14 protein-coding genes are annotated in these 16,228 nt (G+C 45.6%); 5 read left to right on the top strand and 9 right to left on the bottom strand.

The features are described from left to right. The first annotated feature begins 7 nt into the window (after positions 1-7). The 5 genes from KO1_RS04765 to KO1_RS04745 all read left to right on the top strand — a co-directional run bounded on the left by KO1_RS04765 (position 8) and on the right by KO1_RS04745 (position 7,110). Positions 8-1,372, top strand: a complete 1,365-nt coding sequence (locus tag KO1_RS04765) for an MFS transporter (RefSeq protein WP_004099507.1) — start codon at positions 8-10, stop codon at positions 1,370-1,372. A 404-nt stretch (positions 1,373-1,776) separates the two neighbouring features. After that, on the top strand, positions 1,777-3,177 hold the full coding sequence (locus KO1_RS04760) for an MFS transporter (protein WP_017146502.1): 1,401 nt from the start codon (positions 1,777-1,779) through the stop codon (positions 3,175-3,177). 89 nt (positions 3,178-3,266) lie between these two features. Then, on the top strand, positions 3,267-4,445 hold the full coding sequence (locus tag KO1_RS04755; RefSeq protein WP_017146503.1) for a Gfo/Idh/MocA family protein: 1,179 nt from the start codon (positions 3,267-3,269) through the stop codon (positions 4,443-4,445). A 156-nt stretch (positions 4,446-4,601) separates the two neighbouring features. After that, entirely contained in the window at positions 4,602-5,987 is a 1,386-nt protein-coding gene (locus tag KO1_RS04750; protein ID WP_004099503.1) for an MFS transporter, read from the top strand. A gap of 796 nt (positions 5,988-6,783) precedes the next feature. Further along, the gene (locus tag KO1_RS04745; RefSeq protein WP_004099502.1) at positions 6,784-7,110 is read left to right on the top strand and encodes a hypothetical protein; all 327 of its coding nucleotides are present in this window, start codon (positions 6,784-6,786) and stop codon (positions 7,108-7,110) included. A 150-nt stretch (positions 7,111-7,260) separates the two neighbouring features. On the opposite strand, the gene KO1_RS04740 is transcribed toward KO1_RS04745, so the two are convergent. The 9 genes from KO1_RS04740 to KO1_RS04700 form a co-directional block, all read right to left on the bottom strand. Continuing rightward, positions 7,261-8,247 (bottom strand): YcdU family protein, encoded by a 987-nt coding sequence (locus KO1_RS04740; protein WP_004099501.1) that lies wholly within the window; start codon positions 8,245-8,247, stop codon positions 7,261-7,263. A 10-nt stretch (positions 8,248-8,257) separates the two neighbouring features. Continuing rightward, positions 8,258-9,190 (bottom strand): ACP S-malonyltransferase, encoded by a 933-nt coding sequence (locus tag KO1_RS04735; protein WP_004099500.1) that lies wholly within the window; start codon positions 9,188-9,190, stop codon positions 8,258-8,260. A gap of 9 nt (positions 9,191-9,199) precedes the next feature. After that, complete coding sequence (locus KO1_RS04730) at positions 9,200-10,588, bottom strand: hypothetical protein (protein WP_024273841.1); 1,389 nt, start codon at positions 10,586-10,588, stop codon at positions 9,200-9,202. Further along, the gene (locus tag KO1_RS04725; RefSeq protein ID WP_064406848.1) at positions 10,585-11,373 is read right to left on the bottom strand and encodes an outer membrane lipoprotein-sorting protein; all 789 of its coding nucleotides are present in this window, start codon (positions 11,371-11,373) and stop codon (positions 10,585-10,587) included. The genes KO1_RS04730 and KO1_RS04725 overlap by 4 nt, the downstream gene beginning before the upstream one ends. 9 nt (positions 11,374-11,382) lie before the next feature. Next, positions 11,383-12,693 (bottom strand): ABC transporter permease, encoded by a 1,311-nt coding sequence (locus KO1_RS04720; protein ID WP_024273840.1) that lies wholly within the window; start codon positions 12,691-12,693, stop codon positions 11,383-11,385. Further along, entirely contained in the window at positions 12,694-13,338 is a 645-nt protein-coding gene (locus KO1_RS04715) for a hypothetical protein (protein ID WP_016808669.1), read from the bottom strand. Continuing rightward, the gene (locus KO1_RS04710) at positions 13,322-13,966 is read right to left on the bottom strand and encodes an ABC transporter ATP-binding protein (RefSeq protein ID WP_373332936.1); all 645 of its coding nucleotides are present in this window, start codon (positions 13,964-13,966) and stop codon (positions 13,322-13,324) included. The genes KO1_RS04715 and KO1_RS04710 overlap by 17 nt, the downstream gene beginning before the upstream one ends. A 76-nt stretch (positions 13,967-14,042) precedes the next feature. Further along, entirely contained in the window at positions 14,043-15,005 is a 963-nt protein-coding gene (locus KO1_RS04705) for a hypothetical protein (RefSeq protein ID WP_004099493.1), read from the bottom strand. Continuing rightward, positions 15,006-16,226: a beta-ketoacyl synthase N-terminal-like domain-containing protein gene (locus KO1_RS04700; RefSeq protein WP_024273838.1), complete on the bottom strand. Its 1,221-nt coding sequence runs from the start codon at positions 16,224-16,226 to the stop codon at positions 15,006-15,008. Between the last annotated feature and the right edge of the window lie 2 nt (positions 16,227-16,228).

Below are 16,228 nucleotides of genomic sequence, written 5' to 3'. Positions count from 1 at the left end.
GCATCCCATGACACAGACTCAACGCCTGGACGTCAGGGAGTTAATCAACGCCAATCCGCTCAGCCGCTTTCAAAAACTGGTGGTGTTTTTAGGCTTCTGCGTGATTGCGCTGGACGGCTTTGATATCGCCATCATGGGATTTATCGCCCCGACGCTGAAGCAGGAATGGGGAGTAAGCAACCATGAACTCGGTTTTGTCATCAGCGCCGCGCTGATAGGCCTTGCGCTGGGCGCTATATTCTCCGGGCCGCTCGCCGACTGGCTGGGGCGGAAAAAAATCATCATCAATAGCGTCTTCTTCTTCGGCTTCTGGACCATTGCCACCGCCCTTTCGCAAAACATCGAACAGATGGTGCTTTTTCGTTTTCTGACCGGGCTCGGATTAGGCGCCGCCATGCCGAATATCGGCACTCTGGTGTCGGAGTATGCGCCTGAGCGTCAGCGCTCGTTTCTGATTACGATTATTTTTTGCGGCTTCACCTTTGGCGCCGCGGCGGGAGGATTCTCCGCCTCATGGCTAATCCCGAAGTTTGGCTGGCACTCGCTGATGCTGCTCGGCGGCATCCTCCCGCTGCTGTTCGCGCCGCTCCTGATCTGGCTGTTACCGGAATCGGTGCGTTTTCTGGTGGTTAAGCGCGCGCCAGCCCGACGTATTCGGCTGATTTTGCAGCGCCTCTATCCGGGCCAAATCGCCGATGATGCCGAGTTCACTCTCCCAGCCCAGCCCGTGCAGGCAAATGCGATGCGCATCGTTCTCTCCCGCCAGTATCGCTTCGGTTCGATGATGCTCTGGCTGGTCTATTTTATGGGGCTCTTTCTGGTCTATCTTCTCGGTAGCTGGTTACCGACGCTGGTGAAAGAGGTGGGATTAACGGTTGGCCAGGCGGCGGTGATGACCGCAATGTACCAGGCGGGAGGAACCATTGGCTCGCTGTTTGCGGGCTGGTTGATGGACCGGATTAATCCGCATCGGGCGCTCGGAATGATTTACGCCGTTGGCGGCCTGTTTACGATGGCAATGGGATATGCAGCGGCAAGCTTTGCGCTCATCTGCCTGCTGGCGTTTATCAGCGGAGCCTGTTTAAACGGCGCCAATACCGGTATGAATGCGCTTTCCGCCCGCTACTATCCTACCGAAGCGCGGGCTACAGGTTCCAGCTGGATGCACGGCGTGGGCCGCATGGGCGCCATCCTCAGCGCTTTTGCCGGAGCTGAGATGCTGGCGCTGAATATTAGCTTCGAAAGCGTTTTTCTGATCCTTGGCATCCCCGCCGCGATCACCGTCGCCGGGCTCGCGGCCAAAGGAATTTTCGCGGCTGATTCGGCGCCAAAATCCACCTCCTCCACCGCCGCGTTCGGCAATACCGGTTAAATGCGTTAATCAGTCGGGCATGCTGCAGCATGCCCGACCACAAAAAAGAAAAATTAATTTCAATTTACATTAATAATGAAAAATAAAAACCTGATGCCTTATCGATTCACTTCACAAAATCAGCACTCAAAATCACAAATAGCATATACAAGATGAATCAATGAGCGTCAAAAAAGGCAGCAAATAACCTTATTAATCAGAATGACTTGATGATTCCCCGAGCCACATCGGACGCACAATCTTTTCTATTTTTCGATCCGCCTCTCATATACAGAAGTTAAATTTCATATAACCATTGAAACGAAACAAACATTTCCTTATGTTCTGGCTGACATCAGGATAAGGTAGTGCCGGTGGAACTGGCGCTGAGGTCCTTACTTGTCCCCCCGACAAAGGAATAGACCATGAGTGAACAGCAGATCCTTATTTCTCCCGTAGCATCACGCGGCGATAAGTTAACCTGGACAACCCGAATAGCCTATGGTGGAGGCGATACCGCCTGTAACGTCGTTTTCGGCATGATCGGCACAGTTTTAACGCTTTTCTATACGGATTATGTCGGCATTAGTATCGCCACGGTCGGTCTGGTAATGCTGATCTCACGTCTGTTTGACGGTGTTTCCGATGTCATTATGGGTCTGATGGTTGAGCGCACAAACTCTCGCTGGGGAAAATCACGCCCCTGGCTGCTGTGGATGAGCGTCCCCTACGCCGTATCGGCGATTCTGCTGTTTACCGTGCCCCAAACCACCGGAACGCTGCAGTTTCTCTACCTGCTGGTAGCCTATAACTTCTGTACCACCGTGTGCTACACCGCGATCAATCTCCCCTATGGCAGCCTCTCCGCGATGATGACCCGGACCTCCTGGGAAAGGGATATGCTTAGCATCACCCGCATGTCGATGTCGCCATTTGGCCGCATCCTCGCCGTAGCTTGTACGTTGCCGCTGGTGAAATATTTCGGCGACGATCAGGCAGCATGGATTAAAACCATGGCCATCTGGGCTTTTCTGGCGCTGTTGTTACTGCTGTTTTGCTTCTACAAATGTGAAGAAAAAGTGGTTATCAAAGCGCGTGAAAAGCAGGGAAACGTAGCGGTAAAAACGCAGCTTTACGCCCTCTTCCGTAACCAGTACTTCTGGGCCAGTGCGATCCTCTGGACAGCCCAGAGCGTTTATTACACCGTGGTTGGTATCGCGCTACCTTACTACTGCCGCTACGTGCTAGGCGACGATACTTTCTACAGCTCCATTTTCGTGGCCGAAACCGCCTGCATCATTATTTTCACCTTCCTGAGTTCCGTCCCCATTCGAAAATACGGTAAACGCAATGTGGCCCTTTGCGGCATTGTGCTGGCGACCATAGGCCAGGTGCTGTTTATGTTTAATTCTGACGACTACCACTGGGCGCTGGCCAACGCCATTATTCGCGGTATCGGCTTCGCGCCGCTGAATGCCGTGCTATTCGGCTTCTGCGGCGACGCCGTCGAATACGGCCAGTGGAAAACGCGCGTCCGCCAGGAGGGAATGATCTTCTCTGCGGGGTCTGTCGGTACGAAGCTCGGCGCAGGCATTGCCGCCGCGGTTATCTCCGGCCTGTTAAGCCTCTCGGGCTACGTCAGTTCCAGCAGCGGATCCGGCGTTCAACCGCAAAGCGCTATCGACATGATTAATAACGTTTATCTCTACGGCTCGTTCTTCCTGTGGATTGTGGTCATCATCACCCTGCTGTTTTATCGGCTGGATAAACAGTACCCACAGATTATGCAAGAGCTGAAAGAGCGCGAGGCGCGTGGAGAAATGTAAAGCCCGAAACCCGGTCCGCGCTCTCCGGGTGCGGGCTATCCAGAAGAACATCTGAAATCCGAAGTCTCTATTTAGAGGAGTGCATCATCATGTTAAACGGCATGAAACCCTTATCTCGCTCCCTGCGCTGGGGAATGGTCGGCGGCGGCGGCACCAGCCAGATTGGCTACAGCCACCGCTGTGCAGCGCTGCGCGACAATGTCTTTACCCTGCTGGCCGGCGCGCTCGATATCGATGCCGAACGCGGCCGTCAATTTGGCGAGCAGCTCGGAATCGCCCCCGAGCGCTGCTACGCCGACTATCAAACGCTATTTGCAGAGGAAGCCAAACGCCCTGACGGCATTGAAGCCGTTTCGGTCACTACGCCGAACAATACCCATTTCGCGATCACCAAAGCAGCGCTGGAAGCGGGGCTGCACGTTATCTGCGAAAAACCGCTGTGCTTTACCGCCGCCGAGGCCCGCGAGCTGCTGGCGCTGAGCAAAAAGCAGAACAAAATAATCGGCGTTACCTACGGCTACGCCGGGCACCAGATGATTCAGCAGGCGCGGCAGATGATCGCGGAGGGTATGCTCGGGGAGATCCGCATTATCAATATGCAGTTTGCCCACGGTTTTCATAATGAAGCCGTTGAACTGCAGGCTGAATCTACCCGCTGGCGGGTAACGCCCAAATATGCCGGCCCTAGCTACGTGCTGGGGGATCTGGCGACTCACCCGCTATTTATTGCGGAAACCATGGTGCCAAATCTGAATATCACCCGGCTGATGTGCGCACGTCAGAGCTTCGTCAAATCGCGCGCGCCGCTGGAAGATAACGCCTTCGTGCTGATGGAATATAATAATGGCGCCGTCGGTTCACTGTGGACCAGCGCAGTCAACAGCGGCGCTATGCACTCACAAAAAGTCCGCGTCATTGGCGAAAAAGCCAGCCTTGAGTGGTGGGATGAGCGCCCAAATCAGCTCAGCTATGAGGTGCAGGGCGAACCCGCGCGCGTTCTGGAACGTGGAATGCCCTATTTAAGTCCGCAGGCGCTGGCAGACGACCGCATCGGCGGCGGCCACCCGGAAGGGCTGTTTGAGGCATGGGCCAACCTTTACCGCCGTTACGCCATCGCTATCGATGCAATGGATCGCAGTGACCAGGCGTTTCTGGATAACTTCTGGTATCCGGACGTCGAAGCCGGGCTCCACGGGGTCTACTGGGTTGAGCAATGCGTCAAATCCGCCGATGCAGGCGGCCAATGGGTTGATTTTAACTGCCAATAATCTCCGCTAGCCGGCGGAGCCCGCTCCGCTGGTTTCTTTTTGTCTACCGCCCTCACCTCATCGTGCAACACAGCAGTAATATCTGTTAAACAAACATCTATTTACGCTTCTGGCTCCCCCCACTACACTAGGCGCAGTTTTTAGATTGAGGTGGTAATGAACGATAACAAAATGACGCCAGGCGAACTGCGCGCAACCTGGGGTCTGGGGACCGTTTTCTCTCTGCGCATGCTCGGCATGTTTATGGTCCTGCCGGTTCTGACCACTTATGGCATGGCGCTCCAGGGCGCAAGTGAAGCCCTTATTGGCCTGGCTATAGGCATCTATGGACTGGCGCAGGCAATATTCCAGGTTCCTTTTGGCCTCCTCTCCGATCGCATTGGCCGTAAACCGCTTATCGTCGGCGGCTTGTTAATCTTCGTTCTCGGCAGCATTATCGCCGCGCTTTCCGAATCGATCTGGGGCATTATTCTTGGCCGCGCGCTGCAAGGCTCCGGAGCGATTGCCGCAGCGGTAATGGCGCTGCTTTCCGACTTAACCCGCGAACAGAATCGCACTAAAGCCATGGCGTTTATCGGCGTCAGCTTTGGTATTACCTTCGCCATCGCCATGGTCCTCGGACCTATTATCACCCACCAGTTAGGCCTGCACGCCTTATTCTGGATGATTGCCGCTCTGGCGATGCTCGGGATTCTGCTTACGCTGTGGGTTGTGCCAAATAGCCATAATCACGTGCTTAACCGTGAATCCGGTATGGTGAAAGGCTGCTTTAGCAAAGTGCTTGCCGAGCCAAAACTACTGAAGCTCAATTTCGGCATTATGTGCCTGCATATTATGCTGATGTCCACCTTTGTTGCCCTGCCGGGTCAGTTGGAAGCTGCCGGTTTTCCCGCAGCTGAGCACTGGAAAATCTATCTGGTCACCATGCTGGTCTCTTTTGTTGCCGTGGTGCCGTTTATTATTTACGCCGAAGTAAAGCGCAAAATGAAGCGCGTTTTTCTGCTCTGCGTTGCCATTTTACTGATCGCCGAGATCGTACTTTGGGGAGCGGGAGGCTATTTCTGGGAACTGGTTGCCGGCGTTCAGCTATTTTTCCTCGCGTTTAACCTGCTCGAAGCGTTACTGCCTTCGTTAATCAGTAAAGAATCACCTGCCGGCTACAAAGGAACAGCGATGGGGATTTACTCTACCAGCCAGTTTCTTGGAGTCGCGATTGGCGGTTCGCTAGGCGGCTGGGTAGACGGCTTTTTTGATTCACAAACCGTTTTCCTGCTTGGCGCCCTGCTGGCAATGCTGTGGTTACTGGTGGCCAGCACCATGAGCGAACCGCCTTACGTTAGTAGCCTGCGGGTCGAGATCCCTGCCGACGTGGTGGCGGATGAAATGCTACAGCAACGGCTACAGGCTCAAGCAGGAGTTAAAGAGGTACTGGTAGTTAACAACGAACGTTCGGTGTATATCAAAATCGACAGTAAGGTGACTAACCGCTTTGAGATTGAGCAGGTGATTAAGCAGGGGGCAGTTCAGACCGTTCCCGCGTAAAGTGGTTAAGCAGCCAGGGACATGGTACGTGGCAGGTATGATGTCCCTGCTGCGTACTGGCGAAAGCTTGCGTGACGGTCTCCCCTCCCAATTATCTTCGCCGCTTTAAGCGTTGGTTTAGCGTTATCCCTCTCATCTTCTTTAAGCTAACGCTACGTTTCAAATCCCCACTTCACCTCCCCATAAGAGGGCTGAGCCCAGGCAGACAAGCAGAAAGCGGCATGAGATGCTTCGCAATAAACGCACCGGGAGGATAGCAGCGCCGCTCAGTCTCTGGGATTATCACCGTGCAGCTGTTCTGACCTGGTGATAAACATCAAAAACAACTTTTTTGAAATAGGTAAAGGACAAACATGAACTGCCTGAGGGATTATCTATATTAGAACGAAGAAAGCGACGGTGAATTATAGATAGCTTATTTTTATGGATAGCAGTATAGGGCCATTCACATAAAACAATCTAACATCACTATGTGAATTCATAATACCCGCAGCATAAAATTTAAAAATTACGTTCTAAAAATGCCACATAGCGATTACTTTCAGTAAGAGAGATAAAAGATTGGTAGTAAACCCATATCCATAAAATATAAAATCAATCAATTATAAAAAACGCAATTATTCGGAATTTTTATTAGAAGCACGAATTTATCATCACGTTAACTATTCATAATGAATTACCGGTTCATTTAAATATTCACTATTATCAAAACAAAGCCCTGGTTAATATTTACGAGGGTGTACTCAGCTTGCCCGCAACTAAGTAATTATAAATAGTAATAGCACAGGAATAAAAAATGAAAGAATTAACACAATATGAAATGGAAAATATCTCGGGTGCTGGCCTCTTTGACCTGCCTTGTGCCCTGGTTGATTTCACTATTCAATCCGCACTTGGACTGATGAAAGTCGGCTTTGATGGCTCCCTTACCATTGCCAAAACGGCGCTGGAAACCTCTCTGGATATGCTTAGCAACTTGCTGAGTGGCTCCCCATCCAGTATTGGTAGCATACTGGCAGATCACCTGAATTCAATGATGTATGAAAAATCAGGTATCTGGTCAAACTTCGTCTATGATGCAGCGACGAACTGGGGCGACGTAGTTTCTTCTTTACAGAAATAAAAAACCAAGCCAGTCAGGGAACTGACTGGCTTTATCCATTCAACAATACATCTTTTCAGATTAACATTCACATATAATCTACATCCGCTCATTCAGGATTGTAAACTGCAATGCTGTCGTGCATATCTCCTTAGTAAGTTTTATTTCATTTTAACGTTCAATTCGATCGCAACGAAAATACATATCACATGCGACGATATAATCATTATGCCAATGCCAGTAAGCATGTAGATAGAAATAAAAAAATGAAGGCAGAGAGCAGGATAAAAAATAAAATTCAAAATAAATACTCAATCCCGAAAATGCCAAAATGACATTGAGCAATACAATCCAAATAAACTGAGTGATTAAAACCATGAATAATCTAAGCCACATCGCTTTATTATAGAGCCATGGCCAGGGGATTGACTTTGATAGATGGAAGTCAAATTCCCTCAGGAACAATCGCCCGAGAAAAATGTAGCGTTTCGATGGACGGATGAAGATCATATCTAAAAACAAAACAATAACGCAAAGAATAAACATCGCTATCATTAATCTGGCTGAAAAAAAACCATCCGCCAAAGAAAAATCATCCTCATTTGCTAACGGGCTGACTATCAAGCTATTCATTAAAAAGGTGATAAAAAGATTAAAACCGACGTAATGATGTAGATTGCGCCAGACTACCTTTTGGGCAGTAAAATCCTTCATTCGCTTCACATAGCTATAACGTGCATATTTAAACGCCAGGTAAATAGCCAATGGCGAAATAATAGCAATACAAAGTAGTGCATGACCCGATGACATAAACGACAGGCAGCTCGTAATGAGAAGATAAAAGATCGCAAAGTATGAGAAGGTAACCACTGCCGGATGCCACAAAAACGCCTCATACGAGGATATAGCTTTCCCCTGAAAACAGGAAAAATCTATATGCTTCATGACACATTTATAACCCCAATAGTTTTTCAGCTCGTAAATAAAAGAAAAGACAATTAATGCCAGGATAACGCTCAGGCTCAATACATTACTTGGCAGTAAGTTATAACCATTGTTTTTCCAGAAAAGGAAAAGTAAAAACATAGTTAAAAGATAAAGATAAATAATCACTCGTTTATCCTGATAACGAGTAAATGTTAAATAGTCAGGGATCATAGCGCCTCCATTACAAGCCAATCAGCTTTCTACAATGCACGACATTTTCTGGCGCGAAACGCCGGAAGTCATAAAGGAGTTGTCCTAAATAAGCTTTATTGCTGAACTCCAGAAAAGTTACCGGCTGAGAATTCTGTAAATGAGCCGTAAGAGATTTTGACCATTGCACCGTATGCGTCAGATGTAGAGCCAGATTTTCTTTGATCTGCTCAGGAAGGAATTCTGCTTGCCCGGTAACATTCATCAGCACGCTGTATTTAGGCGAACAAATATCGATTTTTTGCAAAAAATCGCGCATCATCTGAACACCATCGGCCATCAGACGCGTATGCCATGCGCCGCTAACCCCCAGTTTAACCGCCTCTAAACCGGCACCATAAAGGATCTGTGAGATACGGCCCAGATCAGCAGTCGTGCCACCGATAACCTGCTGACGACAGCTGTTATCACAACTCACCTCGACAGGTATACCAGATGCGGAAATCATGTTAGTTAAGGTTTCAAAATCAGCGCCCTTAACCGCGAGCATAGCTCCTTTATGAATTTTACTTAAATCATTCATAATCTTTGAACGGGTATGTATCATCCTAAAAAGCGCCTCCAGGTTAAATGCACCCGCAGCGAAAAGCGCGCTGTACTCGCCAACGCTATGCCCGCAAGAACCCACGATTGGCAAATCAGGCATTTTTTCCAGACAGAGGCAATAGAGCGTCACGTTAATAGCCGTAACGGCAACTTGCTGAGCCGTTGTCTGGACCAGGCGACTCATCGGCCCGCGCTCGCATAAACGGCGAATATCAATTTGGGTAATATCGCTCGCGCAGTCCCAAATATTTTTTGTGACTGCATTCAGATCCCACAAATCAGACCCCATTCCAATAACAGGGTTACCTTGTCCTGCAAAGATAAGAGCGACAGAAGGTGTTGATAGCTGTGATACCATAAAATATCCTTATAAATAGTATTTAAAACCGACATAAATGCTTAGTGTTTCACCAAATAGCGCAAACTCTGATTCAGAACCTCCCAGGGAGCTGTATGCGCCGGCATATAACTCAAACGGCGCCCACTTACCTTGCAAGGGTTTAATAAAATGGGCCCCAAATAATACGCTGCCATCCGCTATATTTATCATTGCATAGGGTTGCAGGGTGGACTGGTCATTATTACGCAGACTAAAATAGGTATTAAAGTAATGTTTGGATAACAGCATGCCTTTATTTGAAGTGTTACCAATCTCTGAGGCCATAAGATACTTATAGCTATCAAACGCCCGGTCTAAAAAATCGTAGCCAGTCCTGTATCCCATCAAGCGAATGAAATCAATCTGCTCCTGCCAGGCCTTTTTCGAATATCCCTCACTCTGAAAATAGTATTCTAAGCCGAATACGCTAAAGCTATCAGTTGTATACTGCCCGCCAAGCGCAAACTCAACGCCTTGTTTATCCTCCACAGAATAGAGTGAGGATGGAAATGAGCCAGCCAGTACGGCCTCTTTTTTATCATTTGAGAAGTGACGCCACTGCTGGCCTTTATGCCAGGAAAACTCAGCATTAATTAAAAACTGTGATGTATAATTATATAGTTCTGATAATGAAAACGCCGGATTATCGCCTAATAGTAAATTAGCGGACAGGCGATGACTAGCTAGTCGGTAATCATTATAAGTTAATAGGTAACGCTCTTCACTATTTGAGCGTTGTGCTGCAGACCAGTTGCCTGATGATTCATAGTACTTATCGATACTGCTCAATCTGGGAGCTAGCGTAAGTAAAAAATTATAATCCTGATACTCTTTAGATAATGTGCCCCCCCAAAATGATTCGCTATAAGCTGATTCCATTGCTGGCCCATATATTCGGTTTGTTTTAAAACCGGAATAATAATTTGTCAGCAATGCAGCGGGGGATCTTAAGAAAAAGGCCCCTTTTGAAGGTCTCAGCTTCCCTCCTTCCAGGCGTGTTGTATCAGATAAAGCATAGGTAAAACGCAGTCGATCTATCATTATCCTTGCACGATTTTTATCTTTTTCAAAGACTCCGGGACTGCGAATCGGATAATAACCTAAAGAATAAAATGAAAAATCCATATTGAGATTATTATCCACTAGATCGCACTGACCTTTTATGCCTAACGCAATATCATTATAAACATTGTCGGCCACGTACGGATTGCGACCATCAATTTTCCAGATTGACGGTTCTTTATTTACATATGAAATCTGCGCTGCCAAAGTAACATCCATATTATCTTGCAACACACTTGCGGACAGACAGTGTCCCTGAACCAGGGTAGAGACTAAAGTAAAAAAGGGAATAAGGACGTAGAGAGATATTTTCATTGCCCCCCCCTTAACATCGCCTCTTTTGTAAAAAAATACTCAGGTAATTTTTCCAGTCTTACGTTACTATATTTCATCACTGAATAGCCTTTTGCATATCGAGCACTCTGTACGACAATTTCAGATGGCCGATATTTACCTAAAATTTTCTGGTAATTTTTATAGGAGACTTTTTTGAGCAATTGGTTATCAAGGGAGTAATAAGATGCCTGGTAAGGCCTGAAATCATCTCCTTGTTCTACAAGGTATATCACCTTTGGATAAGTTACCTTATCCGATTTGCGTATCAGTGATAGTCTATAACAGACTTTCTGTCCGCAAGGTTCAGTACCTTCGATTGTAGAATCGTAGGCGTACTCAAAATTAGTGACGATAACGTCTGCATTTGAGATTTGCCCACTCAGCCTTTGTGCCGGTGAAATAGGTATCGGTTTTCGTAGTTCAGGTGTATAAAACCAGAGATCGTACCAATCAGAAAGCATAATCTTCCCTTTATCCCGTGGAGGATAAATAAACCGGACTAAAGAACGCGCATCTGCCCGCGAGCCATTTTCAGGTTTCATAACACGCATTGACACATCGAGAATTTGTTTACTCTCCGGCTGCTCGCCACCCTCTTTATATTCAAGAACAGTTACCGTATAGCGGAAAGGTACATTAGGCGAACGTATATCATCAGCCAAACGTATAATATCTATAGCCTGAGGTGCCGGAGTCTCGGCTATTAACCAGGATGAAGAAAAAAAAGTAATAAGAATAAGTAAGCGCAGTTTCAGGTGTTTCATACTCATTCCTCAGGAATATTTAAACGCCGCAGAAATATTGAGCCGTGATGCGCGATACGAAGGAAGAAAAGACGCAAGAGCTGACGTTAAAATCGGTAAAACCAGCGTAGTCCAGAAAAGCTCGACATTATCAATCTTAATAAACGCAGTATATCCTATCGATTGACCCGGGGATGGCGGCATAGCAATCCCATAAACATTGATCATCGCAGCTAAGCAATACCCCACCAAAACACTCCCCATGGCACCAAACACGCCAATAAAAACACCTTCCAGCCAAAATAATAATGTCACATGGGTGGCCTCAAGACCAATGGCTCTCAGGGTGGCTATTTCACGCGTTCTCTCAGCAATATTCATCGTTATTGAATTACCAATCATAAACACGACAATAAGCGCGACAATAAGTTTGATAAAGAAATATATGCCTGAGAGCATTCCCTCGACCTGTTGATAAAAAATAGATGTTTCTTTCCAGTCCTTCACAACCAGCGGCAACTTATTGTCAACAATATATTTATTCAACTTAACTATAAATTCATCAATATTATTATTATTCAGCAATATAAGTACTTTACTCACGCCATCTGTGCCCATAATCCTTTGTGCTGTATCTAGCGGAACCTTCAATGCTACATCATCATAATCTTTAATACCGGATGCAAATATTCCACGCAATTTTAACGATAAAGCTCCCTGGCCACCTGATGTATTAACTACCATCACATCAAGCCAGTCGCCATAACCCGCGGCAAGAGTTTTTGCCAGCCCGCTGCCTATTGTAATTTCATTACGTTTTACGCGCGATAAATCACTGCCTAAAATGATTTTATCAAAGGCACCCAGTTTCAGGGCAGGTAAAGGCTCGACCCCCTGAGCAGAAAAATAGCTTGAGGTTTCATTTTCATATTGAGAAATAACTCCTGTAAACTCAAGCTGCCCTGAAAGGGTGGATATATCATTAGCTAGCGAAGAATTATGCATAATATCATTTTTTAGAGCAGCATAATTATTGATGAGATGTTTACTCTTGTTTGCAGTATCAAAGTACTCCTTGTTATAAACTTGTACATGACCAATGTTTGTGCGGATTGTTTGCTGCTGGAGAATCCAGAAAGAATAATTAATAAAGCCGCCATATAAAAATATAGCAACACCGCCAAGAATTATTGCACAAATTGTTGACAAAGTTCTTCTGCGATGCCTTAATAAATTCAAAAAAGAAAACTTAGCATCACGGAAGCGGAAAACGACACAATAGATGATAAATAAAACAATTATAAGTACAAAACCATTTACGAAGATCATATTCACTGACATTTATTTGGCCCTCATAAGGGGTATAATAATTTGCGTAACTTCATCAAGTCCCCAGGTAGATGAACCGTTATAAGCCATATCAATTTTTTTATTTGGATTATCCACCTGTAATATTGATAATAATTGGCCAGCCTGTTGATAAAGTTTACAGTTATAAAATGCTCTGTAGCGCATATCATTGACGTTATCTCGAATTCTGCTACTTAATTCTTGTTTTAGCAGTATGTCTGTGTCCTCGAGGGTAATAACGCAGCGTCCCAACTCGGCGGGTAGGTACGCATCGACCTTGGCACGCAGATATCTGATGAGTGGTATGTTTTGATTTAAATCCACAGCTTCATCGAGATAAAAGAAGCCTGTTTTAGCATACTCTGAAGCCCTAATAATATCATTAGTGGTCAAAAAATAGTTTGCTTGCCTCAACATCCCATAGGCATAAAAAACCAGCGAAGCAATATTTCCGGTCTTTTTGAACTCATCGGATAGAGATTGAGTCGTTTTTGCTAACACGTCAGGCTGAGTTGGAAACCCATTATGGAGTATGCTTTCAACTACAGGCGTATAAGTGGGAGCCGCCGTGGCGGCTACAATAACCAGAGACAGGCTCAGGCATAGTAACCTGAAGAAATTATTCATATGAATCATAAGCTAATTCTCCATCACGGATTTCCACCACTCGGCGCGCACGTTCCGTTAGCTGGGTGGAGTGGGTCGATATAATAAAAGTGGTGCCCGTTTGATGATTGATATCTAGTAAAAGATCCAGAATTGCGTCTCCCGTCGCCAGGTCGAGATTTCCCGTAGGTTCATCTGCAACGACAATCTGAGGTTCATGTGCGAGTGCTCTTGCTATGGCGACACGCTGTTGTTGCCCGCCAGATAGCTGCCCCGGTTTCCGGTCTTCCAGGCCGGATAAACCCACGCTATTCAGAAAATGGAGGGTTCGCTCCTTTGCAGTTCTGGCATCGAAATGGCCATTAAGTATCAATGGATAAAAAACATTATCAAACACGTTAAGTACCGGGATTAAATTAAAGAACTGGAAAATAAATCCCAGATGCTTACTACGTATTGCTGCCAGATTTCTCTCTGTCAATGCATTCATATTTTTATTGAGAAAGAAAACATGCCCTGCGGAGGGTTTATCAATTCCGGATAATATATTTAACAATGTGCTTTTACCACTCCCAGAAGGCCCACATAAAGCCATAAACTCGCCAGCAGCGATATCAACATTGATATTTTTAAGTGCAACAACCTCGTTCTCGCCCATTCCATAATTTTTATAAATACCATGCAAAGAAATAGCTGGCAATTCTTTAATATTAGCTCTCACTGTGGCCTCATGGTTAATACCAGGTATCAAAATAAGTTAAGCCGCCATTATAATCGGGCAAGATTGTTCTCATGCGACCACCCTTAAAAGCGTGCTGAAAAATATGATGCCAGCTCAAAGCAGGCGTTATGCAACCACTAGAACCATATTTCTTTTCAAGATCGAGTAATTTTACAGGATGGTTAAAAAATGGCGTTATCGAACTGGCCCTGCCGGAAAATGCAACCAGATCAATATCTGATGCATAATTTTTTTGATACTGTGATGAGTCTGCGCTAAAATAGGGCCCGCAGTTTACTTTTAGATCACCAGTTGTTTGACTGAAAATAAAACATCCTACGCGTTCGATTGATAAATTCATCCCAGGAATTTTTCGAGATTCTTTCATTTTACTACGAGGATTAATATTTGTTGCGGTAAACGCTAACAATGGTATGGCACGATAACCACCACAAACAATGACAAAATCAAAGATATCCCAGCTTAAATAGTCTTGCGCCAGGCGCATTGCCTGAATCAGCGCATTTTTTTCACCGCGGATTTTGCATGTCACATTATCTACAGAAAACTTTTTTACTAAATTTTTTGGTAGTGTATCAATGGTAGATAAATGCAGCGTACTTATATCATATTCAAAGCCAGCCGCTTCTCCCCATGAGTCAACATAGATAAAAGCAGTTCGTGATTTCATCAATAGCATACGTTCCTTCTGAGGCAACGCCTGCATTGCGACATCGGATACTTTTTCTAACGCAGAGATATACGCCATGTAATTAGTTCTGTTCACTACTTCTTTGTCATAGGCATCTGCGCGAGTACCAAATCGTTTAAAAGCCCAGCTATTTGTATCGGTATTTTTCAAAGCTATATCATAGGAATGTGCTTCCCAAACATTTAGCCAACTGGGACTGTATAAAAATAAAGGTGCCTCGGGCTCCATAAGAGACAACGATAATAAATGCATAGCATCATCCATTTAGCTAGCTTCCCTGGCGGTATTGGACAGCAAAGCTGCGATAATAGAACCATCTACCCCTAAGCCGGTTTTAAGCAAATGACTCTTGTGATGTTTTATTACTCCCGGCCCGGTAAGAAAGTGGTGAGCTATACCATTAACAATGGGTTCATTAATTACCGGTTTTATTAACTCATGACAACTTACTGAATGATGACCAATTATTAAATCTACCAATCCAGAACCAGTAGCGGTATAACCTATTTGCCCTTTGTAAGCGAGGACTGGTAGCATATTCTCCCCTGCCAGAATAGCAATAGCTTTCGCTTCAATGCTGTCACTGAACGCTGTACCATTACCATGAGGGATAAAAGCGCACACGTCCTCAATTTTAACTCTCGTATCATTCAAGAGTTGGTTGACTAGTTTTAATATACAGGTACTCTGCCAGTAAACATCGTTACTTCTACTGGCATTAATCTGTTTATAAGCCGTCTTGATACTCACTCCATCAACAAGTTGTCGAGCCAGGCGATGATGGTCACTTTCAAGTACCAGAACGCTATAACCTTCAGCAAAGATCACCCCTTTGCTATTTACACCAAACGGTTGAACAAGATCCGTATTCAACATTGATTGAGTTGAGAGAAACCAAATATCCTGAGATTTTACCTGGGATATATTAATAATGAGAGCAAGCTCTATACCACCGCGCTCAATTGCATGGCTTGCCAGATGAACGGCTGTAAGCCCGGAGTTACTGGTGCAATTAATATTCGGTGGTAGATACCGCAAACGATATTTTTTAGCCAAAAGCTCTGCAATTATATCCTGAGACATATTTTTGGCGCATAAATTGGTTATTGAAGGAGTCAGCGCGAGATCTTCAATATCATTATAAGTAGCGAAAGAACGATAATCTATAGCATCAACTCGAGGCCCTATACCAGTAATATAGACTCTGATATTATCTTCTCGAAGACAATTCTCATCCAGCATTGACTGCCTTAAGGCCTCATCAATTAGGCGATAGAGTAATTCAGGAATGCTATCATTACTATATTTCATCTTTGCAACATTGACATTACCACGAAGCCCACATTTAATAGCTTCATCATTCGACTTGAACCAAGGCGCGGTTTTGACACGCTTTCCCTGTTTCAGATTTGCAATGAGCTGTGAACCATCATCGGCAAATGGTAAATGAACGCTATAACCAGAAATAATAGACTTCCTGTCCATCG

Source organism: Klebsiella oxytoca NBRC 105695 (assembly GCF_001598695.1).
GTDB classification, from domain to species: Bacteria; Pseudomonadota; Gammaproteobacteria; order Enterobacterales; family Enterobacteriaceae; genus Klebsiella; species Klebsiella oxytoca.
This window is presented reverse-complemented; position numbering and strand designations above follow the sequence as displayed.

Excerpts from the sequence above, each read along its gene's own strand:
- KO1_RS04710 (WP_373332936.1), bottom strand. The coding sequence starts at position 13,966 with ATGGGCGAGAACGAGGTTGTTGCACTTAAAAATATCAATGTTGATATC.
- KO1_RS04750 (WP_004099503.1), top strand. The coding sequence starts at position 4,602 with ATGAACGATAACAAAATGACGCCAGGCGAACTGCGCGCAACCTGGGGT.
- KO1_RS04745 (WP_004099502.1), top strand. The coding sequence starts at position 6,784 with ATGAAAGAATTAACACAATATGAAATGGAAAATATCTCGGGTGCTGGC.
- KO1_RS04705 (WP_004099493.1), bottom strand. The coding sequence starts at position 15,005 with ATGGATGATGCTATGCATTTATTATCGTTGTCTCTTATGGAGCCCGAG.
- KO1_RS04735 (WP_004099500.1), bottom strand. The coding sequence starts at position 9,190 with ATGGTATCACAGCTATCAACACCTTCTGTCGCTCTTATCTTTGCAGGA.
- KO1_RS04715 (WP_016808669.1), bottom strand. The coding sequence starts at position 13,338 with ATGATTCATATGAATAATTTCTTCAGGTTACTATGCCTGAGCCTGTCT.
- KO1_RS04755 (WP_017146503.1), top strand. The coding sequence starts at position 3,267 with ATGTTAAACGGCATGAAACCCTTATCTCGCTCCCTGCGCTGGGGAATG.
- KO1_RS04700 (WP_024273838.1), bottom strand. The coding sequence starts at position 16,226 with ATGGACAGGAAGTCTATTATTTCTGGTTATAGCGTTCATTTACCATTT.
- KO1_RS04740 (WP_004099501.1), bottom strand. The coding sequence starts at position 8,247 with ATGATCCCTGACTATTTAACATTTACTCGTTATCAGGATAAACGAGTG.
- KO1_RS04720 (WP_024273840.1), bottom strand. The coding sequence starts at position 12,693 with ATGTCAGTGAATATGATCTTCGTAAATGGTTTTGTACTTATAATTGTT.
- KO1_RS04760 (WP_017146502.1), top strand. The coding sequence starts at position 1,777 with ATGAGTGAACAGCAGATCCTTATTTCTCCCGTAGCATCACGCGGCGAT.
- KO1_RS04725 (WP_064406848.1), bottom strand. The coding sequence starts at position 11,373 with ATGAAACACCTGAAACTGCGCTTACTTATTCTTATTACTTTTTTTTCT.
- KO1_RS04730 (WP_024273841.1), bottom strand. The coding sequence starts at position 10,588 with ATGAAAATATCTCTCTACGTCCTTATTCCCTTTTTTACTTTAGTCTCT.
- KO1_RS04765 (WP_004099507.1), top strand. The coding sequence starts at position 8 with ATGACACAGACTCAACGCCTGGACGTCAGGGAGTTAATCAACGCCAAT.